Source organism: Bradyrhizobium sp. CCGUVB4N, from assembly GCF_024199945.1.
Lineage (GTDB): Bacteria > Pseudomonadota > Alphaproteobacteria > Rhizobiales > Xanthobacteraceae > Bradyrhizobium.
On sequence record NZ_JANADP010000001.1, the window covers coordinates 2915013 to 2939881 of the forward strand.

The following is a 24869-nucleotide window of genomic DNA, read 5'->3' on the forward strand; positions in this document are numbered from 1 at the left end:
CAACTGTTGACAGCATGCCGCATGCATCACGCGAGCGCCGTGACCGGTATCACGTTGCTCTCCCTGTCGCGAATTTCGTCGCCGGAGTCCTATCCCTCGTATTGGTCCGGGCCCATCGCCCACGAGGCCTGATCGTGGCTGTAGGCGTAGTTGCGGTTGTTCACCGCCGGATTGCGATTGACCATCGGCCGCATGAACATCGGATGCGTCGCGCTGCGCACCTCGTGCTCGACGGTGAAGAGAGGCTTGCCGCTGTCGAGATCGACGATGTCGCAGAAGCGGTACTGATACTGGTTGTCCTCGCGGGAGATCAGGTCGCGCGCCAGCAGCTTGCGGTAGGGGCCGGAGAAATCGGTGATGTACATCTGCACATGGTGGCCGTCATAATCGGGCTGCGTCCGGTCGGTCTCGCGGAATAGCAGATGCTGGTCGCGGCCGGTCTTCACCGCCGCGACCTTGCCGTCGCCGTTGCGCAAGGCCGCGGGCATGCCCATGATCTCCGGATAGAAGGCGCAGATCGCCTGCGCCGATCCGGCCGGCACCTCGAACTCGACATAGGGGATGCCGAGCGTGATGCGTCCGAAGCGCGCCGCGTCGGGTTCGTGGACGCGGATGCGGTTGCCCCATGGGCAGGTCGCTTCGACATGGTCATTATGCTCGGCGTATGCGAAGGCCGTGCCTTCGAGCTTGCTTTTGACCGAGGCCAGTCGCGCCAGCAGCGCCTCGCGGCCCTCGATCACGAGCCCGGTATGGCCGCGCAGCACCTGCGCCTTGCCGCTCGGCAGATGAAACTGGCTTCGTCCGGCATTGATCCACATGTTGGTGTCGGACACCATCAGATAGGGATCGCGGGTCAGTCCGAGGCCGGTGACGTAGAACAGCGTGGCGAGGCGCTGGTCCGGAACCTGGATGTTGACGTGCTCGAAATGGATGGCGTTGCCGAGATCTTCTGCGGATCGATCGAATTGTTGCGGCATGGATGTGAGCTTCTCGCTGGAGGGACGACTGGGTCCATACTAGAGCAGAATTTCCGCCAGCCGAAACGGTTGAATGATCACATCTTGGGAGCGCGGCAACGTGTGCGCTGCACCTTGCCGTGGCACCCATTCCCTGTAATCTGACCGCAAATCGTGAGCGAAAGAAGAGGTCGATGGGGGGAGTTCTGGAAGGCGTGCGCGTCCTCGATTTCGGGCGCTATATCGCGGGCCCGTATTGCGCGACATTGCTGGCCGAGTTCGGCGCCGAGGTCATTCGCGTCGAAAAGCGCGACGGCAGCGAGGATCGCTTCGTGGCGCCGGTCGGCGAAGGCGGCGAGGGCGCGCTGTTCCTCCAGGTCAACCGCAACAAGAAGTGCATCACGCTCGATCCGATGACGCCGGAGGGGCAGGAGGTGATGCGCCGGCTGGTAGCGACGGCAGACGTGGTCGTCGCCAATCTGCCGCCGCAGACGCTCCGCGCCATGAAGCTCGATTACGACTCGTTGAAGGCGATCAAGCCGGACATCATCCTGACGACCGCCACCGCGTTCGGCGGGCCGGGGCCGTGGTCCGACCGCGTCGGCTTCGATGGCGTCGGACAGGTCATGTCGGGCTCGGTCTACATGACCGGCGCCGGCAATCCGCCTTACCGCGCGGCGGTGAACTGGGTCGATTTCGGCACCGCGCTGCATTGCGCGTTCGGCACGCTCGCAGCCCTGATCGAGCGCGGCAAGTCCGGGCGCGGGCAGATCGTCGAGGGCGCGCTGCTCGCAACCGCATTGTCCTTCACCAATGCGACGCTGATCGAGCAGGCGGTCATCAACGTCAATCGCGTTCCGACCGGCAATCTCGGCCAGACCGCGGCGCCCGCAGATATCTATCGGACCAAGGACGGTTGGGTGCTGTGCCAGGTCACGGGGCATCCGCTGTTCAAGCGCTGGGCGAGACTGATGGGCGAGGAGGAGCTTTGGCTGAACGATCCGCGCTTTGCCGACGACATCAGCCGCGGCAATAACGGACCCGTCATCAGCGAGCGGATGGCGCGCTGGTGCGCGGAGCGCACCACGCAGGAAGCGGTCGATACGCTCGGCAAGGCGATGATTCCAACCGGGCCTGTGCTGAGCCCGCAGCAGGCGCTGGATCATCCGCACATTCGCGCCGCCGGCTTCTTGCAGGACGTCGACTATCCCGGCTTGCCGAAGCAGGCGCCGGTTGCCCGCGCCGCCATCCGGTTGTCGGAAACACCCGGCGAAATCGCGGCGCGTCCGCCGACGCTCGGCGAGCATACTGATTCTGTGCTGGCGGAACTCGGCTACGACAAGGCCGCCATTGCAGCGCTGCGGCAGAGCGGCATCATTTAGCCGCGGCAATCGAGACAGGAGTGGAAATGAGCCGGCGCGTCTGCTAGACGACTGGCGGCTCATCCTCGCGCTTTTTGCGTTGGCCGGCGACCTCTGCGTCGCACGAGGTTGTTTTGGGGAGGCGTGCCTTCGCACGCCTCGTCCCATTTGCATGACCAACCGCGACCGAATCGAGACGAACTCGGCTGCGCGTGCCATTAGCGACTGCCTACGACGAGAAACGGATTCACGTGCGTCATTCCAAGAAATTGCGGCCAGCCAAGAGCTCTCCGAAGAAGGGCTCGCTCAAAAAGCGCTCACTCGCCAAGAGCCCACTCGTCAAGAGTTCGACAAGCAGGCGCTCACTGAGCAAGAGCACTCCCAAGACGAGCAAAGGCGCGCAGCGCGCCACGATCGCGTCGTCTTCGCCGCTGGGCATGATGGCGCTGCACCTGCTGGCGCAGTGGAAGGACTCCGGGCGCAGCGGTCTCGTCTTCCTCGCCGAGAGCGAGAACAGGGCAGAGCGGCTCGGCAGCGTGATTCACGCGCTCGACCCGTCCTGCGAGGTCCTGGTCTTCCCGCGGCTGAACACGCTGCCGTTCGATCAGCTGGAACCATCGCGCGAGATCGCCGGCCGCCGCGCCTCGGTGCTGCGTCGCCTTGCGAAATCCAGGCAGCCGATCTTTCTGGTCTCGACGGCGGAAGCGGTGATGGAGCGCCTGCCGCCGCCGGCGAGCCTGCTGCGCCTGAATACGGGTTTGAAGGTCGGCGGCAGTTTCTCCGAGAGCGAGCTTCGCGTCCGTCTCGAAGAGCTGGGCTATGATCTCGACGACGAGCCGGATTATCCGGGCGGCGCGCTGTTTCACGGCCAGACCTTTGAGATATTTCCCGCAGGCGCGCTGGGGCCGTTCCGGGTGGAGCATTCCGGGCGCATCATCAAACGGATCGTGGCGTTCGATCCGCAAGAGCACGACATCATCTTCGAGACCAAGGAGCTTCTCGTCGATCCCATGTCGGAGCGGCTAGCCATCACTGGCGCGCGGCCTAAGCGCGCGACGCTGTTCGACTATTGCGGCAAGGCCAAATGGATCGCGGATGCCGGCGTTGCCGTGCATGCCGATGCCTGGCTGAGCACGATCGAGGAGGCCGCGGGCCGCGCCGACCGGGAGCGCGAATATCTGGCGTGGAGCGACTGGAAGCAGGCGGCCCGTGGCATGAAGGTGCTGCCGCGGTCCGCTCCATTCCAGCCGACGCCGGAATTTTCCAAGCTCTCATCCGCCAGGAAAGCGCTTCGCGCCTTCGTCGATGAAGCCAGGCGCGCCGGTTCGCGTCTGATCCTCGCTGCCGCGATCGAGGAGGATCTGCGCACGATGGAGCGGATGAGCGGCGTCAAGGCGGAACGCGTCGCAGATTGGGCCGAGGCCGAGGACGCGCGCCCTCGCGACGTGGCGTTGCTCGCCGATCTCGATGGCGGCTTCGTCATTCCCGGCAAGAAGCCTGCTGTCGTCCTGACCGCGACCGACGTGCTCGGCAGCCGCGCGCATCATCCGCAGCCGATGGCGCGCAGCTGGAGCGCGGCGTTCGATCATGCCGACGTGCCGGAGCAGGGCACGGTGGTGGTGCATCTCCAGCGCGGCATCGGCGTGCTCGATGGCTTGCAGACCGTGAACACGGGCGGCGGCGCCATGCGTGAGATGGTCCGGCTGTCCTTCGCCGGCGACAACGCAGTGCTGGTGCCGCCGCCCGATCTGGCGCAGATGTGGCCCTACTCGACGGAGCGTGGCAAGCTCGCACTCGACAAGGCGGATGGCAGCACCTGGTGGGCCCGCCGCAGCGAGGCAGAGCAGGAGATCCAGGCCGCCGGCAAGGTGCTTGCCAAGCACATCAGCCAGCGCAAGCGGCGCAAGGCGGAAAAGCTGGTCCCGCCGGGCTCGGCCTACGAAAAATTCGTCGCGCGCTTCCCCTATTTCACGACGATCGATCAGGCCAAGGCGATCCACGACGTGCTGGATGATCTCGCGTCCGGCCATCCCATGGACCGCGTGATCTGCGGCGACGTCGGCTTCGGCAAGACCGAGGTGGCGCTGCGGGCGGCGGCAGCCGTCGTGCTGTCCGGAAAGCAGGTGGCGATCGCGGTGCCGACGACCGTCTTGGCCCGGCAGCATGTCGCGACCTTCCGCAAGCGGTTTGCGCCGCTCGATATCGAGGTCGGCAGCCTGTCGCGCGCCACCTCCGGTGCCGAGACGCGGGAGACCAGGGAAGGCTTGCGCAGCGGCCGGATCAAAGTCGTGGTCGGAACGCAGGCGCTCACCTCGAAGGACGTGAAGTTCGACGATCTCGGGCTCGTCATCATCGACGAGGAGCAGCATTTCGGCGCCGCCGAGAAGGCAAAGCTGTCCGGGCTCGCCAAGAATGCGCATACGCTCTGGATGAGCGCCACGCCGATCCCGCGCACGCTCGCCGCGGGTCTTGCCGGCTTCAGGGATCTGAGCGTCATCGCATCGCCGCCTGTGCATCGGCTCCCGGTCGCGACCAAGATCGCGCCGCTGTCCGATGCCGCCATCGCCTCGGCCTTGCTGCGCGAGCAGCGGCGGCACGGGCAGAGTTTTCTGATCTGCCCGCGCATCCAAGACCTCGAGCCGATGCTGGCGCGCGTGCAGGCGGTGGCGCCCGATCTCAAGATCGTCTGCCTGCACGGCAAGCTGCCGGCCGACGAGATCGACGAGCGGATGATGACGTTCGTCGAGGGCAAGGCCGATGTGCTGCTCGCCACCAACATCGTCGAGAGCGGCCTCGACATCCCGCGCGCCAACACCATCGTGGTGTGCTGGCCGGAAAATTTCGGTCTCGCCCAGCTGCATCAGCTGCGCGGGCGCGTCGGCCGTGGCGGCATCCGGGCCTTCGCCTATCTCCTCACCGAGTCGGCCTCGGTGCAATCCGAGAAGCGGCTCGCCGTGCTGGAGGAGTTCAGCCGGCCGGGCGCGGGTTTTGCGATCAGCGAGCGCGACCTCGATCTTCGCGGCGCCGGCGATCTGTTCTCGGAGCAGCAATCCGGCCACGTCCAGGTGTTCGGCCCCGTGCTCTACAGTCATCTTTTGAAGATGGCCTCGGAGAAGGTCGATGACGGCATGTCCGTGGTGTGGGTGCCCGACCTCAATCTGCCGGTCGCGGACATGCTGCCCGCAAGCTACGTGCAATCGGCGCCGGTGCGGCTGGAGCTCTATGCCCGCGCCGCGCGCTGCGCCAACGAGGACGAGCTGGACGATCTCGAGGAGGAAACCTCGCGCCGCTTCGGACCGTTGCCGCCGGCTGCCCGCGATTTCTTCGCGGCAGCGCGGTTGAGGCTGGACTGCAAGCGCAGAGGCATCATCCGCCTCGACGTCGGGCAGGCCGCGGTCGCCGCGACGTTCCTGCCGGGACGGTTGCGGAAGTCGAAGGGGAAGACCCTGCAGCGCGACGGCGATCGCGTCGTCTATCACAGCCCGATGCGCGATGCCCCGTTCGAGCGGGTCGAGGAACTGCTGGAGCTGCTCGACGAGTCCTGACCTCGATTGCAACCCCACGAAGTGGGAACTGTCTTACCTCTGCGAATTGGTACATCTCGCCCAATCCTGGAGTGCTCAACCATGCTCACCGTCTATGGCGAAGGCCGGGGCTTCCGTGTTGTCTGGCTGCTCGAGGAATTGGGATTGGCTTACCGGCTGCATCCGGTCGATCTGCTCGCAGCCGAGATTGATCGCGATTTCCTCGCGATCAACCCCGCCGGCTTCATTCCCGCGCTGCAGGACGGCGAGACGATCATGGTCGAATCGATCGCGATTCTCGAGTATCTGCTCGCCCGCCACGGTTCAGGTTCACTCGCCGTCGCCCCGAACGATCCCGCCTTCGCGTCCTATCTGCAATTTCTCCACTTGGGCGAGGCCGGGCTCGCCGGGCCTATGAACGCCGTCATCGTCGGCCGCCAACTGGCGCCCGAAGCCGAGCGAGAGGTGCGGGTGACCCGTTGGGCGCACGAGACCTTCGAGAGCCGGCTGGGGTTGGTGATCCGCCGCCTCGCGGATTGCCCCTATCTCGCCGGCGACCGATTCACGGCTGCCGATATCTCGGTGAGCTACGCCCTCCTGCTCGGCCTGCGAACCGGCAATTACGTCCCGGGTTTGACCGAGCGGGACTATCTCGCCCGCACGACGGCACGCCATGCCTACATGCGAGCGATGGAAAGCTGTCAGGCCACCAAGGCCTGGGCGGCGAGATCGCCGGGATTGTAACTCAAAGCGAACTGCCGCCGCAGATCACGAGCTGCTGGCCGGTGATCGCACCGGCATCGGCCGAGAGCAGGAACGCGACCGTGGCCGCGACTTCATCAGGTTGAATGAAGCGGCCGATCGGCGGGAGTTTTGGCGTGACGTTGGCCCGCGTCGGGTCCTTCAGCATCGGCGTCTCGGTCGCCGCGGGAGCGACGACGTTCACCGTGATACCGCGCGGTGCGAGCTCGCTCGCCCAGGACCGCGCCATTGCGACCAGCGCCGCTTTCGTCGCCGCATATTGGCCACGGCCGGCCGCGCCCGATGCGGTGCGGCTGCCGATGAAGACGATGCGTCCACCCTCCGGCAGACGTGGCGCCAGCGCGTCGGCGAGACGCTCGGCGACATCGACATGCAGCCGCCACATCGCAGCGCCGTCGTCATGGTCGAGCGATCCGAGCGGGCCGACCTTGAGCAGGCCGGCGGCATGAACGAGCGCGGTCGGCGTGAGATCAGCGACGGCGCTCGCGATAGTCTCGACCTTGCCGAGGTCGAGCGACAAATGACCGAACGCCGGATGGTCGAATGGGGCAGGCCGGCGGCTGATGCCCGTGACGCGCCAGCCGTCGCGCAACAGGCGCTCGACGATCGCAGCGCCAATCCCGGAACTGGCACCCGTGACGAGCGCGTGCGGCCTCTTGTCCATCAGTTCAGCCCTGCTTCACCCAGTTCTTTTCACCCAAGCCTCGGTCACGCGCACATATTTAATGGCGCGGCGATGGAAGGTGAAGGCCGTGTGGATCGCGTCATCGGCGGTCTGCTTGACGCTGGGATAGGACAACTCGCGATTGGTCTGGTCGCGCGAATTGTTGGTCATGCAATAGCCGTCGCCAATTTCCACGTTACGCTTGGCCCAGCTCTTTCCGCCGTCGGTCGAGATCGCCAGCGTCATCGGCGCCCGCGGTGCGCCCCAGAACGCGGTGCGTCCGTCCGACTTGCTGCCGTCGCCGGCGAGCACGGGCGGGAGATCGTCCTCGATCTCGTCATAGAGCGAGAGGCGGCGTCCGGTCGCATCCTTGGAGCTGGAATCGTTGAAGACCAGCGCGAGATGACCGTTGCCGAGCCGGGTGAGCTGGATCGAGGAGTTGTTGTTGGGCAGCGCGGTCGCAACCGGCGCCGACCAGGTGCGGCCATGGTCGGTCGAGCGGCTCTGATAGATATTGTCCGCCCAGCGGCTGCGATACACCGCGATCAGCGAGCCGTCGTCGAGGCGTTCGATGCACATATGCACGCAGCCACGGCTGCCGGGAACATCCACATCGCGCCAGGTCGCACCGGCGTCGGACGAGATCTTGACGGCGCTGGTATCCTCGTCGCCGTTCCATTTCTTGCCCGGCATGCTGTGGCAATAGAACACCGGCAACAGCCAGTCGCCATTGTCGAGCACGACGATCGGCTGCCGGATGAAGGTGCCGCGGCCGCGGTGCTCGGGAAACAGCGTCTCGATCGGACCCCAGCTCTTGCCATGGTCGCGCGAGAGGCGACGGCGGATGATGGCGGTGTCCTGGTTTCCGGCCAGTTGCGCCGTCCACATCAGCCACAGCGTGCCGTCAGGGGCCGGGAATAGCACCGGGTTCTGTTCCGAGCGGCCGGAATCGTCCGACAGCTTCTCCACGCGCGACCATTGCGTCGTGCCGCGGGGAAGCCGCGAGAAATACACCGAGATGTCCGACATGCCCTCCTGCGTGCCGCCGAACCAGACGCAAGCCAAATCGCCATTGGCGAGCGGCATCAGATTGGCGGCATGGTTCTGCACGCAAGGCGAGGGAATGAAGGCGTCGAACCTATCAGGGTCGCCGGCCGCTTGGCGCACGGCGCCGTCGGCCGTGATCTCGAGTTCGGCCATCGCGACCTCGGTACCGATGGTCATGTCGAAGTCCTTTCAACGAAAGCGGTGGGTTGCGCGGTCTGCGGCGCCGCGGGTGTGCGGCCCATCACCAGCCGCTCAATCGCCATCACCAGAAGCGGCGTCACGGCGGCGATGTACATGTTGTCGATTCCGAAGGGATTGCCGAGCAGGTACCAGACCGTGGTCGAGACCGCAGCGCCGATCAGGCCGGCGGTGGCGCCACGGTTGCTGGCGAACAGCGGCAGATAGAAGCCCATCATCGCCACCATCGTCACCGACAGCCGCAGGGCACGCGTGAAGAACGACAGCTTCAGGATCTCCGGAATGAAGAACACGAAGATCAGCGGCACGATCGCGATCACGATCGAGAACACGCGTGTCATCTTCAGCTCGCGCTCCGGCGTCGGCTTCCAATAGGGCACGTAGAAGTCGCGCACCACCAGCGAGGCGATCGCGAGCGCGACCGTGCAGACGCTGACGAAGATCGAGGCGACCAGCGAGGTCGTCACGAAGGCCGAGGCGAGCGGCGGCATCTTCTCCAAAAACACCGGCAGCGCGTAGAGGCTGTTCATGTCCGGGTAGAGATATTTTGCGGCAACCCCGATCAGCGCGAGCAGGAAGCCGAGCGGGAGACAGAACGCGGCGGCATAATACGTCGCCTTGCGGGCGTCATCTGCGCTCGGCGTCGACGAGATCGCTTGCACGATGAATTGCGTCGAGAAGATCGCGCCGACCGTGCCGAAGGTCCAGGCGAAGATGGTCGTGAAGCCGATCTTGCCGTCCCAGGAGAAATAATAAGCCGGCAGCTTGGCCTGGATCGGCGCAATGCCGCCGGTCAGCGACATCGCGACCGTAAAGATGATAATGATGCCGACGACCTTGAAGGCGCTGTGCAGGATCGTCACCCAGGCGACGCCCTTCAATCCGCCGAACACGTAGTAGAAGGTCGAGACGACAGCGATGATGCACATCGCAACGGGCAGGCTGACATGCAGCGCGGTGGCGATCGCAGCGGCGCCGCTGACATAGTTGCCGACATTCACCAGCAGCAGCGCATAGATCATGATCACGGAGACCGTCAGCATGGTCGACTTGCCGTATTTCTGCGCGATCGCGGCCGAGATGGTGTATTCGCCGGAACTGTAGAGCTTCTTCACCATCAGCATGCCGAACAGCAGGAAGCCGATCGAGGCGCCGAGCACGGCCCATCCGGCCGCCATGCCGGACTGGAACGCTTCCTGCGCGGTGCCGACGGTCGACTTGGCGCCGACGAATTCGGACATCATCAGCACGCCGACGACGACGGCCGGCATCGCGCGGGACGCGGTCATGAACTGATCGCTGGTCCGGCTGCGCAGCTTGAGCGTGAGCCAGGAGGTGAAGGCGATGTAGGCGACGATCATCGTGACGACGAGCGTGCTTTCGCCGGAAAGGATGGCTTGCATCGGTGACGTTTCCTCTGATGGCCCGGGACGCGGTGTTGTGGCCCCGCTTCTGCCCGATGGCTGAATGTTCGGAATGCGAACAAATGTTGTTGAAATCCATTAAACCTGTCCGGGCGCCGTGCGTCAAGCACGCGCCGCGAGGCATCGTGGAAATCCGGGTTCCCGAGAGCAGTTGGGCGATCGCATTTGGGAGGGATTCCCTGTGGCCATCCTTCGAGACGCCCGCCGTTGGCGGGCCCTCAGCGACTGTGTTCTTCGTCAAGCGGGTTGCCATGGTTTTCGATCCCTGAGCATGGCGTTGAGGATGGTGAGGAGCTTGCGGGCGACCGCGATGAGGGCGACCATTTTCGGCTTACCGGCGCTCACGAGGTGACGGTAGAAAAGCTTGAGCTGCGGGTGGCATCGGATCGCCGAGAGGGCAGCCATGTAGAGGGCCGCCCGCAAGGCAGTTCGTCCACCGCCGATCTTGCTCCTGCCTTTCCATCGGCCGGACTGGCGAACGAAGGGAGCAAGGCCGGCAAGGCTTGCGATCTGACGCCGGTTGAGGGTGCCGAGTTCGGGCACCTCGGCAAGGAAGGTGCGTGCGAGTGTATTGCCGACCCCCGGGAAGGTGATCAGCAAATCTTCTTGGTCCCGCCAGGCCGGCGAGCCCCGTACCAGCGTGTCGATGTCGTTGTCGATGTCCGGCAGCTCCTTCTCGAGGACCTTGATGTGGCGGGCAAGGCTCTTGCGGACGCGAACATTCTCCACCCGCTTCTCGCGCTGGCGTTCGGCGACGATCATCTCGATGATCTGCCGGCGTCGGGCAACCAGTTCGGCCAGCAAGCGAGCTTGCTCGTCCGGGACGGGACGCAGGGCGGGCTTCACCGCCTCAACGAACCGTGCGATCACCGCGGCATCGATCGGATCGGACTTGGCGCGCTGGCCAATCGCCTGCGCGAAGTGCCGGATCTGGGCCGGATTGATGACCGCCAGCGGCAACTGGGCGCCGGCCAGTGCTGCCGCGACCACCGTCTCGAAGCCGCCAGTCGCCTCCAGCCCAATCAGGCTCGGCGAACAGGCCGCAAGCCGCGCAACAAGATCTTCCAAGCCCTTGCCGTCGCGCGCCACGGCAAACACTTCTCCGCTCGGACGCATATGAACATCCAACCGGTCCTTAGATACATCTATGCCAACATAGATCGCGTCCATCTGCACCCATCCTTGCGCAACCGGGCTCGCCAGGCGGCCCTCGCGACTGTTCGGGTTCGATGGAACAACGGACGGGGCGCCGCGCTGAGGCACGGGCTTCATAGCCCTTGGATGAAGCGGTCTCCCGTCCGTTACCGCACCGGCTATCTTAGCCGATCTGGCGCGATCTGACTTACAAGGATGAGGATGGAGTGTGCGGCCGCAGTTTTGACGAGCACCGACGCCGCTTAGCCTCATCGCTGAGGAGACCGCGAAGCGGTCGTCTCGAAGGACGAGGCGCGCGCTCAGGTCGCGCAAAATGCCATTTGCGATCGCCCTGCAGCGAGCATGATGGGGCGCTATGACGCGGCCCTTCAGCGAGAGGGCTTCAACGCGCGTGCGCCATCTATTCGGCGCTGCGCTTCCAGGCGCCGGTGCCGAGCTTGCCGGTGATCACAGCCAGCGCATCGTGGATTTCGTAGGCGCCGCCGTCGCTGTAGCCTGACAGGCCCCTGGTTGCATGCAGGGACCAGCGGCCGTTCGTCGCCGTCATCGTGCCTTCGTGCGGACGTGCCGAGCGCTGTGGCTCGGCGTGGAACCTGTAGGTGCCGTCGCCCATGATCTGCCAGATCCAGCGCGACTGGCCGCGGCCGCTCGGCACCATGATCTCCCAGGTGCCGACCAGCGCGGGATCGATCGTCAGCGTCTGCGGCGGAGCAGGGGAGACGACGGCCGGAAGCGGGCTGGGCGGTGCTGCTGGCTCGCTGCCTGCCGCTGGCCGACCGGCCAGATAGATCGCCTTGCGCGACAGCGAACCGTAGACGAACGGCTGCTGTTCGTTGCGGGTTGCCTCCATCACGTCGTCGCGGACATTGCGGAACATGAACGTCACCTCGACGCCTGATACTTCGATGTTGCGCAGCAGCGCCGCTGCAAACGGGCTGTTGCGCGCATCGCCGTCGAGCGCCGTGGTGCCGTCGCGTGCGGCATAGGCGACGAGAACGTTGCCGACGGGTTCGATGCGGCCGAGCCCGCTGGTGGGGGCCGCCCGCGTGGCGATCGATCGGTTCATCCGTGCTGCAAACGGATTGTTGCGGCAGGCATCGAGGATAACGAGGCCAAGGCTCGTGGTGTTCGACACCTGCAGCATCACGCTTTGCAGGTTGATGGCTTCATTCGCAGCGTCCGTGTCCCGCTTCAAGTCTGCGTCGACAGGGATCAGCCAGTTCTCGCCATTGATCTCCATGCCATGGCCGGCGAAATACACAGCCGCCATGTCGGCGCCGGCGGCGTCGCGCCCCAATGCGATCAGGCCGCGGCGCATGTCATCGAAGCCAGCGTTCGTCGCCAGGAAGACGGTGAAGCCAAGTCGCTTCAGCGCTGCGGCGATGTCGCTGGCGTCGTTCGGCGGATTCGTCAGCGCCGGCACGTTCCGGTAGGCGCCGTTGCCGATCACGAGCGCGACCCGCCTGCCTTCCGCGGCTACGGCGGTCGACGCCACGCCTGCCAACGCAGTCGCCGCCGTCAGTCCCGAAACGAATTCGCGCCGGTTCATCCGGATCTCGCTGGCTAGAACGCGTTCCTATCCTAGCGCAACCGATCCGGGGGAGCCACGGGCCTGTCTCAGTTCGCCGACAGCGCTGTCTTGGCGACTTCGGCCATCCAGCTCGATGCCACGGGGAGGATCGCGTCGTTGAAATCGTAACGCGGGCCGTGCAGCTCGGCGCCGTCGCGCAAGGGGCCGTTACCGATCCACACGAACGCGCCGGGACGCCTCTGGAGATAGAAGGCGAAGTCTTCGCCGGCCATGCTGGGTGCGAGGTCGCGCCGCACCGGCGCACGGACCTTGTCCGCGGCCATGCGCGCGAGGCCGGCTTCCTCCGGCGAGTTGGTCGTCACGCCAACGCCCATGACGATGTCGGGCGTGACCTTGACGTCGAAGCTCGTGGCGATGCCGGCGCAGATCTCGCCGATCCGCGCGAGGATGATGTCCTTCACCTCGTTGCGGTGATGCCGCAGCGTGCCGCGGATCACGACCTTGCCCGCGATTTGATTGGGCGCCGTGCCGCCCTCGATCGTGCAGAGCGAGAGCACGGCGGTGTCGAGCGGATCAACGCCGCGCGACACGATTCCTTGCATCGCCACGATCAGGTGGCCGGCCGCCATCAGGGGATCGCGGGTCAGATGCGGCATGCCGGCGTGCCCCGCATGGCCCTCGATGGTGATGGTGACGCGTCCACCCGAGGCCATCACCACACCGTCGTGAACCGCGATGGTGCCGGCTTCCAGGCCCGGCCAGTTGTGGAAGCCGAACACGCGATCCATCGGGAACCGCTCGAACAGCCCGGCCGCGACCATCGCGCGCGAGCCGCCAAAACCCTCCTCGGCCGGCTGGAAGATGAAATCGACGGTACCGCTCCAGCTCGTATCCGCGGCGAGCAGCGCCGCTGCGCCAAGCAGCGAGGCGGTGTGCCCGTCATGGCCGCAGGCATGCATCACGCCTGAAGTCTTCGAGGCATAGGCAAGCCCGGTGTCTTCGGTGATCGGCAGCGCGTCCATGTCGGCGCGCAGGCCGACGCGCCCCTCGGCCGATCCGCGCGTCAGCGTTGCGACCACGCCGTGGCCGCCGATGCCTGACACGAAGGGAATGCCGAGCTCGGTGAGTTTTTCCTGCACGAAGGCGGCGGTCGCCTTTTCCTGCAGGGAGAGCTCGGGGTGGGCATGCAGATGCTGGCGCCAGGCGGTCAGTTTCTTGTGCAGTTCAGGGGGCAAGGCGCGGCTCTCTCGCATGATGACGGCTAGCTGCCACTCTAGCCGATTATCCGTGCCCCGCATCAAGCCCCTTGGAATGCCTCGCGTGCAGCAATGCGTCCCTACGGCGCCAGCTTCGCCAGCCCCTTCCAGTCAAAATGGATGCCGTGGCCCAGCCGGTCCGGCGCCAGCGCCTTGCCGTCCTCGAGCACCAGCGGATGCTCGATATACTTGTCGAGCCCGAAGCCGTGGGCTTCCAGATACGACCGGTTCGGGCAGGCCGCAAGCAGATGCACGGTGATGTCGTGCGCGCCGTGGCTGGTGACGGGCAGGTTGAAGGCCTCCGCCAGCCGCGCGATCTTCATGAAGGCGCTGACGCCGCCGCAATTGGTGACGTCGGGCTCGGGATAGGACACCGCGCCCGATGCGATGTAGTTCTTGAACTCCCACAGCGAACGCAGATTCTCGCCCGCGGCGATCGGTACGCCGCCGGCCTGCATGATGCGGGCGTGGCCCGCGACATCGTCGGGGATGATCGGCTCTTCCAGCCAGGTCAAATCGTACGGCACGAAGGCGCGGGCGGCGCGGATTGCTTCCTCCACCGTCCATTTCATGTTGGCATCCGCCATCAGCGGAAAGCCGTCGCCGAGATGGTCTCGCATCGCCGCGACGCGTGCGACGTCGGATTTGAGATCGGGCCGGCCGACCTTCATCTTGATGGCGCGAAACCCCTTGGCGAGGTTGCCGTCGGTCTGCTTGAGCAGCGCCTCGACCGAGAGATCAAGATCGATGCCGCCCGCATAGCACGGCACGTGCGCGTCGAACCCGCCGAGCAGCTGGTACAGCGGCAATTTCGCGCGTCGCGCCTTCAGATCCCACAGCGCGATGTCGAGCGCGGACAGCGCCAGCACCGCCGGCCCGCCGCGTCCGCCATAATGCAGGCCCCACCAGACGTGATGCCAGATGCTTTCCGTGTCGTCCGCCTCGCGTCCCTCGACCAGCGGCGGGATCTCGCGCTTCAGGATATCGGCGGTCGCGCCCCCATTGCGCCCGACGGTGTAAGTGTAGCCGACGCCTTCAGCGCCATCGGCATCACGGATGCGGCAGGTGATCAGCTCGAACGCCGCGATCTCGCCATGGGTGGAATCGGACAGCGTGACGGGCAGGGGAATCCGGTAGAGCGCGGATTCGATTTTCGCGATGCGTGGCATGTGGCCTCCCTGCGTTTTCTTCTTGGTTCGTAGGATGGGTAGAGCGAAGTGAAACCCATCATTGTCATCGCAAGCGTAGCGATGGGTTTCGCTGCGCTCTACCCATCCTACAGTCTGTGCCTCACCGCATCGTCGCCAGTTGCACGGCCAGCGCGCAGGCGCGGTCGTATTCGTCGAGATTGATCCACTCGTCGATGGTGTGCGCCTCGTTCTGGCCGGCGCCGAAGGTCACGGTCGGAACGCCGTGACGGACCATCCAGTTGGCATCGAGGCCGCCATTGGCGGTGCGGACGTTCGGGGTGCCGCCGACCGCGGACACCGCCTCGACCGCGCGCTTGATGACGGGCTGGCTGTCCTTCATACGGAACGGATAATAGTCGGTCTCGGCCTTGAACTTGACCTTGCCGGACTTGCCTTGCGTGTTCGTCACCTTCTTGGCCGCCTTCTCGAACGCGGTCTTGTAGGCCTTGGTGATCTCCTTGAAGAACTTTCCGTCATGGCTGCGGCTCTCGCCGCGCACATGCACGTAGTCGGTGACGACATTGGTGGCATCGCCCGCGGGGCGGCCTTCGCCGCCGGTGACGGGGCCGACATTGCTGGTGCCCATCCGCGCGCTGGCGCCCTTGCCCTTCACCACCTTGCCGAACCAGCCGCCGGCCTTCACGTCGGCAAGCGCAAGCGCCATGATCATGGTCGAGGAGATGCCGCGCTCCGGCGCGACGCCGGCATGCGAGGCGCGGCCCATGATCTCGACGGTCCAGCGGTCGGCGCCGACCGCGCCGATCACGACGTTGGAGGCGGAGCCGCCGTCATAGTTGAAGGCCATCACCGGCGAGCCCAGCTCGTCGAGCTTGACGTGGCGCGCGCCGTAGAGCCCGCTCTCCTCGCGCACGCAGAACAGCAGCGTGATCGGCGGATGGTCGAGCTTCTGCTTTTCGAGCTCGGCCGCCAGCGTCACCAGCACGCCGCAGCCGCAGCGATTGTCGCCGCCGAGCGCGGTCTTGGCCTCGTTGACGATCTTGCGGCCGGATTTCTTCGGCTTGGCGCCGGCGCAGAGCGGCACGGTGTCCATGTGGGTCATGAACATGATGCGCGGCTGGTTGTGCAGCGCGCCGCGGCCGGGCAGGTCGACGATGAGATTGCCGGTCTCGGTCGGCACGGGAATGCGGGTGTTGGCGTCGTCGAGCCGGATCGCCCTGGCCGGCACGCCGCTCTCCTTCAGCGCGGCGGTGAGCTCACGCCCGATCGCCGCCTCCTGTCCGGTGACGCCTTCCACGGCGAGGAAGCGCATGAGGCGGTCGGTGGCGGCTTTGGTGTCGACAGGCATGATTATTCCTCAGGTGCACGATCTTGTAGGATGGGTAGAGCGCAGCGAAACCCATCATGTCTCGATGAGAACGATGGGTTTCGCTTCGCTCACCCCATCCTACGAACGCGGTGACGTATAAGTCAAAAAGATCATCACCCCCACGAGCAGCGCAGCCGCCATGAACAGCAGCACTGCCGGCAGCCCCGCGAACGCGGCGACCGCGCCGGTGATCGACTGCATCAGTGCCGTGCCGAGGAAGAAGGCGAGGTTCACCGCCGCCAGCGCCTTGCCGGCGACTTGCGCGTCCACCAGCTGCCGGCACATGCCGAACAGCAGCGGCTGCGCGGAGGTGGCCAGGCCGATCAGCACGAACAGCACGAGATCGTATTGCGGCGGCATGACCGGCACGCCGAACAGCCATGCAACCGCATAATGCGGCGCACCCAGCGCCATCAGCGCCACCAGCAGCGCGGCGACCGTGTGCGTGCCGGCGACGAGCTCGCGGCGGCGGCCGATCCTGCGGTCGATCATGCCGATGCACAGGGGACCGGCGATCATCGCCAGCGTGTAGGCACCGAGCTGGTTGCCGGCCTCGACCCGCGACAGGCCCTTGATCTCCATCAGCCACGGCCCGCCCCACAATCCCCGCAGCACCAGCGAGGTTGCCAGCGACACCATCGCCAGCGCGATCAGCCCGCGCAGCGGCCGCGACAGGCCGAGCCTGAGCACCTCGATCATCTGCGACAGCGGCGAGGATTCGTCCTTGTGCTCGGCCGGCTGGTTCGGCACCAGCGCGAACACGGCGAGCGCCACCGCGACGCCGCCGGTTGCTGCGATCCAGAACCCGGCGCGCCAGCCATATTGATCGACCACGAAGGCGAGCGGGCTCGACGACAGCAGCATGCCGATATTGCCGATCGAGAGGATCGCACCCGACCACAGTCCGAACCGCGCCGCCGACAATTGCTTGGCCGCCAGCGTCATCGGGCACATCAGCATGCCCGAGGTGGCGATGCCCAGCATCAATTGCCCGAAGGCAAAACTCTCAGGTCCGGTCGCGAAGCCCGATGCGATCGCGCCGACGATCGTGCCCGCGAGCAGGCTCAGCGACACCGGTCGCACGCCAAAGCGGTCCATCGCGGCGCCGACCGGGATCTGCGAGGCCGCAAAGGCGAAATGATAGACCGAGGTGAGGCTCGCCAGCGCCTGCGGCTGCACGTGGAAATCCGCCGCCATCAGATCGAGGCTGAGCGCCGGGATGGTGCGCAGCAGGGTCGACAGCATGTGCCCGCAGGCGAGCGCCACCAGCGCAAAGATCAGCGCGCGGGTGGTGTCGCCCGCGTCGTCGGCGGCAGCGGTCATGAGCGTCCCGTCCCGAGAAGGTTTTGGCTGAGGTACAGGATTGGGAAGCGAGTGCCAATGGGGCGAAGGGCAGCCCCGCTATTCGAGATTGTGGCGGCCGAGCCTCCATCCGGTGGGACGGCTGGGGCGAAGCGAAACCCGTCGCTCATTCCGGTGGCGATGGCTTCGCGGAGAGCTCGACCGATCCTGGATCGTGGAGCAGAAGACCACCAAATTGTCCTGATTGACAATTCAATCACAGCTTGCAGAATCGCCCGCAGTTTGCATCAGTTTCTGATTTTCCTGAAAGAAACCTTCTTTGAAGATTTTTGTCGAATGGTGGTGGCTGGCGGCCCTGGGAATTGCTTCTGCGTTTTTCTATTGGACGCCGCCCAAGACCAAGGAGAATTGGAGTCCGCGGCTACGCCGGCTCACTCCGATGGCTTTTGTGATCGTTTCACTATCTGGCCTATTCCTGAAGGGCTTCACGGGCAAAGGTGTCGACGACTATGTCAGCTCGGCACTGACCGACACGTTTTGCGCAATTCTTCCGGGCATCCAGGCTTGCGGAGCGCGGGCAAAGCTGGCGACTTCAGCGGAAGCGGTGGTCTTAAAGATTGAGGCGCCTCAGCAAGAGAGTGCACAAGAGCGTCTGGAGAGCCAACAGCGTCTGGAGAGCCAACAGCGCCTGGAGAACCAGCGGCGGCTGGAGAGCGACGCCAGGTTGAACGAATTGAGAGCGGCGGTCGCATCCGCAGACCCCAACTTGTCGGGGACGGTCGATCGACTCGCATCGGCGCGCAAGGCGATCACGGCAATCGACGAGGGACGGCTGAGCGACGACGAGCGCGCCCGACTGATCGCGGCCGGTGACGGAGCGCAAAGCCGGCTGGCCGACAGTGACCGTAGGATCAACCAACTGATGAACGCACACGCCGCATGGCGCGCGAACAAGAGCGCATTCACAGTGCGTGCTCTCGCCGATGGTGATCGCGGGATGAATGATTTCGATAAGTCGCGGAACATCCGCGGTCTTGGCGACGCCCTGCGGGACGTGGGCGTTGCCAACGGTGAACTTGTAGCCAGCGCTGCCCGCTGGCGTGCGCTCGAGCAATCGATCGACCGCGCGGGTCGCGAACCTATTGAATTCTACTGGCGTCCTTTGCAAAACGCAGTGAATCAAATCACGAGCATTGACCGCGACCTCGCGTCACAAGCCCAGCGCGAAATCCTGTCGAAGGCGCAGGCGCGGCTCGACCAGGCTCAGCCGCCGGCCGCAAAGAGCAAGCTTGATGATTTTGGCACCATACCAAGCACCAAATAGTCGAATGGGATGACCTGGGAGTACTTTGATCATGAAGAAGACATTGCCGGCCATTGTCGTGTCGCTGCTTCTCGGGGCTCCGGCAGCTGTGGCGCAAACACCGGTTGACAGCTTGCCCCAGGGCAGTCCGATTGCCGGCTGGGCGGTCGAAGCCATACCTGTTCCGCAAATGCAAGGGCGATTGAACAGGCAAATGAGCCAGCCGAGCATAGTCGAGTATGCCGGGCAGACGGGCCTTGTCCGTCAGTCAGTTGCTCCGGGTATTTTTGCGTCAAACCGTTTTGAGCGTTTTGCCGGAGATCGGCAGCAATTGGTGTTCAATGGCAGAGCGTTCTTCCGCGTACGGCAGCCCCAACAATATGTCTTCATTGCTTCGGCCGTTGCGTCCTCGCTCCGCCGACAAGAGGTCTGTGAACTGGTGATGAACGTGGGTGGAAAGACGATCACGAGCGGGGCATTCCGTCCCATATCGTCGAGGACGTACGATGTGTCTCCCTCCCGATCGACGGGGCCGGTGCTGCTCAGTGGCAATGTGAGCCTGCAACCGGGGTTCTATCCGATCGAATTCGTCGTTGGATGCCCGCGCGCAAACGAGGACGTTCCAATCGAGGTCAAGTTTCAAGTACGTGAAGAGCGTGATGCGGCACCGCGGGATTTCGCGAACGGCGAGATGTTTCACATTCAGCGGTGAGGTCGATTTGGGCGTTCGCTGATCGCCGATCGACGGCGAGCGCCATTCAATTCATGCACTCCCATTGGTGCAGGCATAAATTCGATTGCTCGAGTCTGTAAAAATCCTCTGTCGCAATGAAGACGAGGATCCCGAGCAGAACGATCGCGGCGATGTTCGAGCGCATGTTCGCGCCATTCTCGGCGCTGCGGCGATCCCGTTCGAATTTCGAGAGGTCGAGCATGCGCAGGATGTTCTCGGACCGTACATCGTCAGCGGGAGTTCTCTCGTCTCCCGATCGCTTGCGAAACGGGATGACATTTCCTCCGAAGTCCTGCTGAGCGTCCCTCATCTTGCGCCTCGAATGACAATTCGCGTTGCCATCAACGTGTCGATGATAAGGCCCGACTTGAAACGAGCGTTCGTTAAATTTCCCGATCGCTGGCGCAATTCGGCGTGATGCGGGCTGCGATCCTTAACGCCTGTCCATATCGTTTCTGTCTGTTTCTTCCTTGGTTCGTCTCTTGGCGTTGATCATTTGCAATTCCTCGCTGCATCCAGGCGATTGTTTTGTCGCGACGCGCGAACATGACGAATTGTACAGAAAGTCGCACGCGATCGTTATTTTGCGGTCGCGAACCCGTCCGCGATACTTCGACACGAACGAGTGCGTTTCACGTGCAAGCAGTCGCTTCACCTGAAGACAGGCACAGACAACAATAAATGGCCACGGATATGACAAGGCGACCGAAGCTCAGCCTCACGCTGTTTGGAATGCTTGCAACAGCCGCAGTCGGCTACGGCGCATGGTATGAGCTCGTCGGGAGTGTGAAGCCCGTCGCAGCGGCCGCTCAAGGCGCTTCCAATCAGGCCGCCGTCAAAATTCCCGTCACCTCGTTCGAGGTGAAGAAGGCCGACTTTCCCGTGCACACCTACGGTCTTGGCGTCGTCTCGCCGTTCAAGACGGTGACGATCAAGAGCCGCGTCGATGGTCAGATCACGAAGGTGTTCTTCAAGCAGGGACAGATGGTGAAGGAGGGCGATCCGCTTCTCGAGATCGATCAGCGCCCGTTTACCGCGGCTCTGGAGCAGGCGGTGGCGAAGAAGGCGCAGGACGAGGCCAATTTGCGCAACGACCAGCTCAACCTGCAGCGCTTTCAGACACTCGCGAAGCAGCAATTCGAGACCCAGCAGAATCTCGATACCCAGCAGGCACTGGTCGATCAGGTGACCGCGCAGCTGAAGGGCGACCAGGCCGCCATCGACAATGCGCAGACCAATCTCGGCTACACCTCGATCAAGGCACCGATCAGCGGCCGCATGGGTTTCCGCCTGGTCGATCCCGGCAACATCGTGCATGCCGCGGATACGAACGGGATCGTCACCATCGCGCAGCTGCAGCCGATTGCCGTGCAGTTCACCGAACCGGAAGATCAACTGCTCGCCATCGACAAGGCCTTTCAGACTGGCGACGTGCCGGTCGAGGCGCTGAGCTCGGACGGAACCAGGACGCTGTCGCAGGGCAGGCTCGCGATCATGGACAATTCGGTGAACCAGGCCACGGGCACCATCGGCCTGAAGGCCCGCTTCGACAACAAGGACAACGCGCTGTGGCCGGGGTTGTCCGTCACCACGCGCATGCTGGTCGACACGCTCAAGCAGGTCATCGTCGTGCCGCAGGATGGCGTGCAGCACGGTCCGGCCGGCCTGTTCGCTTATGTCATCGGTGACAATGGCAAGGTCAGCGCCAGGCCGATCAAGGTCAGCCAGAGCGGCGATGCAAACGCCGTGGTTTCCGAAGGTCTCAACGTCGGAGACAGGATCGTGGTGGCCGGGCAGTCGCGCCTGTTCGATGGCGCGCTGGTCGACGAGAAGCCGCTGGTTGCGTCAGCAGCGCCGGCGCCGGACTCAGGCACCATGGCCAAACAGGCCAAAACCGGATCGGCTGACTGACATGGCTGGCGGTATCTCGGCTCCCTTCATTCGCCTCCCCATCGCGACGTCGCTGCTGATGGTCGGCATTCTCTTCGTCGGGATCATCGCCTATCCGCAATTGCCGGTGGCGCCGCTGCCCGAGGTCGATTTCCCAACCATCCAGGTCTCGGCCAGCCTTCCCGGCGCGGATCCCGAGACGATGGCGTCCTCGGTGGCGCAGCCGCTGGAATCGCAGTTCGCCCTGATTCCCGGCGTGTCGGAGATGACGTCGTCGAGCCAGACCAGCTCGACCCAGATCGTTCTCCAGTTTGACCTCGGCAGGAACATCGACGGTGCCGGGTCCGACGTGCTCGCCGCCATCAATGCCGCGAGCGGGCAATTGCCCAAGAACATGCCGAGTACGCCGACCTACCGAAAGGTCAATCCGGCGGACTCTCCCATTCTCCTGCTCGGGGCCACGTCGACGACGCTGCCGATGACGCAGGTGTCGGACGAGGCCTACACCAAGCTCGCGCAGGCGATCAGCCATATCGGCGGCGTCGGCCAGGTCAGTGTCGGAGGCCAGCAGGCGCCCTCGATCCGCGTTCAAATCGATCCCGCCAAGCTGGTGGCGAAAGGCTTGTCGCTGGAGGACGTGCGGACCCCGCTCTCGGTGATCACCGTCAACAATCCCAAGGGCACCCTCAACGGCGACACCCGCACCTACACCGTCTATGCCAATGACCAGTTCACCAACGCGGACGCGTGGAACGACATCGTCATTGCCTATCGCAACGGCAGCCCCGTCAAGGTCGGAGACATCGGCCATGCCGTCAGTGCGCCGCTGGACAATACCCAGTACGGCTGGGCCGACGGCAAGCCCGGCGTCTTCCTGGTCATCTTCAAGCAGCCCGGCGCCAACGTCATCGACACCGTCGACAACGTCATGAAGCAGCTGCCGCATCTGCAGGCGGGCATTTCGCCGGCGATCAAGATCTCGGTGCTGTCGGACCGCACGCAAACCATCCGTGCCGCCGTGAAGGATGTGCAGTTCACGCTGTTGCTGACGATCGGCCTCGTGGTGATGGTGATCTTCGTCTTCCTGCGCAGCGTCTGGGCCACCATCATTCCGTCGATCACGGTGCCGCTCGCGCTGCTCGGCGCCTGCGCACTGATGTGGATGGCCGGCTACAGCCTCGACAATCTGTCGCTGATGGCCCTCACCATCGCGGTCGGCTTCGTGGTCGACGATGCCATCGTGATGCTGGAGAACATCACCCGCTACATCGAGGAAGGCGAGACGCCGATGGCCGCCGCGGTGAAGGGCGCGGGCGAAATCGGGTTCACGATCATCTCGATCTCGGTTTCACTGATCGCGGTGCTGATTCCGTTGTTGCTGATGAGCGGCATCATCGGCCGCCTGTTCCGGGAATTCTCGGTGACGCTGGCGATGACGATCGTGGTGTCGGCCTTCGTGTCGCTGACGTTGACGCCGATGATGGCCTCGCGCTTCCTCAAGTCGCACGGCGAGGAGCATCACGGCCGGCTCTATATGCTGAGCGAACGGATGTTCCAGGCGCTTGTCGACGGCTACGAGCGCGGCCTCGATCTCGTGCTGCGCTTCCGCTTCGCGACCCTGATGGTGTTCTTCGCGACGATGGCGCTCACGGTCTATCTGTTCGTGATCATCCCGAAAGGCTTCTTTCCGCAGCAGGACACCGGCCTGATCACTGGCATCGTCGAAACCTCGCAGGACGTGTCGATCGCTGACATGGCGAAGCACATGCAGGAGATGGGCGAGATCGTGCTGAAGGATCCGGCGATCGACCACATGGCGATGCGGATGGGCGGCAGCGGCAGTACGCTCAACGACGGCAATATGTACATCACCTTGAAGCCGCGCGATGAGCGCACGGCCTCGGCCGACCAGGTCATCCGCCGCTTGCAGGTGCAGACGTCGAAGGTTCAGGGCGCGCGCCTCTACCTCCAGTCGGCGCAGGATGTCCGCGTCGGCGGCCGTGCCGCGCGGACGCAATATCAGTTCACCTTGCAGTCGACCGACATGGACCAGCTCAACACGTGGGCGCCAAAACTGCTCGGCAAGATGAAGGAGATGCCCGAGCTGCGCGACGTCGCGTCCGACCAGCAGATGTCAGGGACCACGCTGACGCTGTCGATCGATCGCAACCAGGCGGCGCGTTTCGGGATCACCCCCGATGTCATCGACGCGACGCTGTACGACGCCTTCGGGCAGCGGGAGATCGCGACCTACTCGACCCAGTTGTCCACCTATTATGTCGTGCTCGAGGTGCTGCCTTCGCTGCAGAAAAATCCGTCGACGCTGGAGCAGATCTATCTGCATTCCCCGACGACGGGGGGCGAGGTGCCGTTGTCGGCCTTCACCAAGTGGACCACGGCGCCGGTGCGGCCGCTGGCGATCAATCATCAGGGCCAGTTTCCGGCGGTGACGATTTCGTTCAATCTCGCGCCCAACGTCGCGCTCGGCCAGGCGACGCAGGCGATCGATGCGATGGAACGGCAGATGGACGTGCCGGCCACCATCACCTCCACGTTCCAGGGCACGGCGAAGGCATTCCAGGAGTCGCTCTCCTCCGTGCCCTTGCTGATCGTGGCGGCGCTGATCGTGGTCTATCTCATTCTCGGCGTGCTCTACGAGAGCTACATTCACCCGCTGACGATCCTGTCGACCTTGCCGTCCGCCGGCGTCGGCGCGCTCGCGACATTGTTGCTGTTCCATTTCGACTTCAGCCTGATCGGGCTGATCGGGCTGGTGCTGCTGATCGGCATCGTCAAGAAAAACGGCATCATGCTGGTCGACTTTGCGATCGTGGCGGAGCGCGATCAGGGAATGTCGCCGTTAGAGGCGATCCGCCGGGCCTGCCTGCTGCGCTTCCGTCCCATCTTGATGACCACGATGGCCGCCGTGCTGGGCGGCGTGCCGCTGATGCTCGGCCACGGGACCGGCTCGGAGCTGCGCCAGCCGCTCGGCTATGCCATGGTCGGCGGCCTCCTGGTCAGCCAGGTGCTGACGCTCTTCACCACGCCGGTGGTTTATCTCTATCTCGACCGTGTGTCCCAATGGCTCAGCCCGAAACGGCACGCGGGGCAGGATCTTCAGGACGAGGGCGCCCCCGACGACGGCGATCTGGACATCGTCGACGAGATGGAACGGAAGAAATCCAGGGTCCTTGCGGCAGAGTGATTGTTCGGCAGCGGGAGCGATGTTGCGGGACGTGAGGCGAT

The 24869-nt window shown here is 64.4% G+C and carries 18 protein-coding genes; 8 read left to right on the forward strand and 10 right to left on the reverse strand.

The features are described from left to right. Nucleotides 1–89: 89 nt before the first annotated feature. Nucleotides 90–977: a hypothetical protein gene (locus tag NLM31_RS13215; RefSeq protein ID WP_254129787.1), complete on the reverse strand. Its 888-nt coding sequence runs from the start codon at nt 975–977 to the stop codon at nt 90–92. Between the two features lie 173 nt (nt 978–1150). Here NLM31_RS13215 and NLM31_RS13220 point away from each other — a divergent pair, with 173 nt between their 5' ends. The 3 genes from NLM31_RS13220 (at nt 1151) to NLM31_RS13230 (ending at nt 6585) form a co-directional block, all read left to right on the forward strand. Further along, a complete protein-coding gene (locus NLM31_RS13220; RefSeq protein ID WP_254129788.1) occupies nt 1151–2338 on the forward strand; it encodes a CaiB/BaiF CoA-transferase family protein in 1188 nt (395 codons plus the stop codon). Between the two features lie 230 nt (nt 2339–2568). Continuing rightward, entirely contained in the window at nt 2569–5862 is a 3294-nt protein-coding gene (locus NLM31_RS13225) for a DEAD/DEAH box helicase (protein ID WP_375143560.1), read from the forward strand. An 81-nt stretch (nt 5863–5943) separates the two neighbouring features. Next, nucleotides 5944–6585 (forward strand): glutathione S-transferase family protein, encoded by a 642-nt coding sequence (locus NLM31_RS13230; protein WP_254129789.1) that lies wholly within the window; start codon nt 5944–5946, stop codon nt 6583–6585. 1 nt (nt 6586) lies between these two features. Here the strand turns inward: NLM31_RS13230 and NLM31_RS13235 are convergent, their stop codons facing one another. From NLM31_RS13235 to NLM31_RS13275, 9 genes are all read right to left on the reverse strand, one after another. Continuing rightward, the gene (locus NLM31_RS13235) at nt 6587–7267 is read right to left on the reverse strand and encodes an SDR family NAD(P)-dependent oxidoreductase (protein WP_254129790.1); all 681 of its coding nucleotides are present in this window, start codon (nt 7265–7267) and stop codon (nt 6587–6589) included. Between the two features lie 15 nt (nt 7268–7282). Beyond that, nucleotides 7283–8491: an exo-alpha-sialidase gene (locus NLM31_RS13240; protein ID WP_254129791.1), complete on the reverse strand. Its 1209-nt coding sequence runs from the start codon at nt 8489–8491 to the stop codon at nt 7283–7285. Further along, nucleotides 8488–9915, reverse strand: coding sequence for a sodium:solute symporter family protein (locus NLM31_RS13245; protein WP_254129792.1), 1428 nt, complete (start codon nt 9913–9915; stop codon nt 8488–8490). The genes NLM31_RS13240 and NLM31_RS13245 overlap by 4 nt, the downstream gene beginning before the upstream one ends. 258 nt (nt 9916–10173) lie before the next feature. Next, nucleotides 10174–11106, reverse strand: coding sequence for an IS110 family transposase (locus NLM31_RS13250; protein WP_254130737.1), 933 nt, complete (start codon nt 11104–11106; stop codon nt 10174–10176). Nucleotides 11107–11491: 385 nt separating this feature from the next. Next, a complete protein-coding gene (locus tag NLM31_RS13255) occupies nt 11492–12640 on the reverse strand; it encodes a caspase family protein (RefSeq protein WP_254129793.1) in 1149 nt (382 codons plus the stop codon). A 68-nt stretch (nt 12641–12708) separates the two neighbouring features. Beyond that, nucleotides 12709–13857: an amidohydrolase gene (locus NLM31_RS13260; protein ID WP_254129794.1), complete on the reverse strand. Its 1149-nt coding sequence runs from the start codon at nt 13855–13857 to the stop codon at nt 12709–12711. Between the two features lie 101 nt (nt 13858–13958). Beyond that, nucleotides 13959–15047: a mandelate racemase/muconate lactonizing enzyme family protein gene (locus NLM31_RS13265; RefSeq protein ID WP_254129795.1), complete on the reverse strand. Its 1089-nt coding sequence runs from the start codon at nt 15045–15047 to the stop codon at nt 13959–13961. A gap of 121 nt (nt 15048–15168) precedes the next feature. After that, complete coding sequence (locus NLM31_RS13270) at nt 15169–16374, reverse strand: M20/M25/M40 family metallo-hydrolase (RefSeq protein ID WP_254192498.1); 1206 nt, start codon at nt 16372–16374, stop codon at nt 15169–15171. A 99-nt stretch (nt 16375–16473) separates the two neighbouring features. Next, on the reverse strand, nt 16474–17718 hold the full coding sequence (locus NLM31_RS13275; protein ID WP_254192499.1) for an MFS transporter: 1245 nt from the start codon (nt 17716–17718) through the stop codon (nt 16474–16476). A gap of 298 nt (nt 17719–18016) precedes the next feature. Here NLM31_RS13275 and NLM31_RS13280 point away from each other — a divergent pair, with 298 nt between their 5' ends. From NLM31_RS13280 to NLM31_RS13300, 5 genes are all read left to right on the forward strand, one after another. After that, on the forward strand, nt 18017–19021 hold the full coding sequence (locus tag NLM31_RS13280; protein WP_254192500.1) for a hypothetical protein: 1005 nt from the start codon (nt 18017–18019) through the stop codon (nt 19019–19021). Nucleotides 19022–19052: 31 nt separating this feature from the next. Continuing rightward, nucleotides 19053–19712 (forward strand): hypothetical protein, encoded by a 660-nt coding sequence (locus NLM31_RS13285; RefSeq protein WP_254192501.1) that lies wholly within the window; start codon nt 19053–19055, stop codon nt 19710–19712. A gap of 85 nt (nt 19713–19797) precedes the next feature. Next, complete coding sequence (locus tag NLM31_RS13290; protein WP_254192502.1) at nt 19798–20151, forward strand: hypothetical protein; 354 nt, start codon at nt 19798–19800, stop codon at nt 20149–20151. A 275-nt stretch (nt 20152–20426) separates the two neighbouring features. Beyond that, nucleotides 20427–21644 (forward strand): efflux RND transporter periplasmic adaptor subunit, encoded by a 1218-nt coding sequence (locus NLM31_RS13295; RefSeq protein WP_254192503.1) that lies wholly within the window; start codon nt 20427–20429, stop codon nt 21642–21644. A 1-nt stretch (nt 21645) separates the two neighbouring features. Further along, complete coding sequence (locus NLM31_RS13300) at nt 21646–24828, forward strand: efflux RND transporter permease subunit (RefSeq protein WP_254192504.1); 3183 nt, start codon at nt 21646–21648, stop codon at nt 24826–24828. The last annotated feature ends 41 nt before the right edge of the window (nt 24829–24869 follow it).